Raw genomic sequence first — 392 nt, forward strand, 5'->3', positions numbered from 1 at the left:
GGTGCCGACTATCCGAGTTGAACGGATGACCTACTGATTACAAGTCAGTTGCTCTACCAACTGAGCTAAGTCGGCACACTAAAATCGTGTGCGTTGTGCACTATAATCACTTTAAAAGAGATTATCAAATAATGGTGCCCAGAGGCGGAATCGAACCACCGACACGAGGATTTTCAATCCTCTGCTCTACCGACTGAGCTATCTGGGCAATATTTAGTTTTATGCAGAATATCAACAAGGATTTTCAATGCAATTCCCGATGGCTCTACCGACTGAGCTATCTGGGCAAAACAATTAGCTAAATGCTAATTATTAAAATAAATGGTGCCGACTATCCGAGTTGAACGGATGACCTACTGATTACAAGTCAGTTGCTCTACCAACTGAGCTAA

At 42.6% G+C, this 392-nt stretch carries 2 tRNA genes; both read right to left on the reverse strand.

Annotated elements, in window-relative coordinates:
* Positions 1-2 precede the first annotated feature (2 nt).
* A tRNA-Thr gene (locus CWB80_RS22115) sits at positions 3-75 on the reverse strand.
* A gap of 57 nt (positions 76-132) precedes the next feature.
* Positions 133-208: transfer RNA gene (locus CWB80_RS22120), tRNA-Phe, on the reverse strand.
* Positions 209-392: the final 184 nt, after the last annotated feature.

Origin of the sequence: Pseudoalteromonas sp. S1650 (assembly GCF_005887195.1) — a bacterium.
Classification (GTDB): Bacteria; Pseudomonadota; Gammaproteobacteria; order Enterobacterales; family Alteromonadaceae; genus Pseudoalteromonas; species Pseudoalteromonas simplex.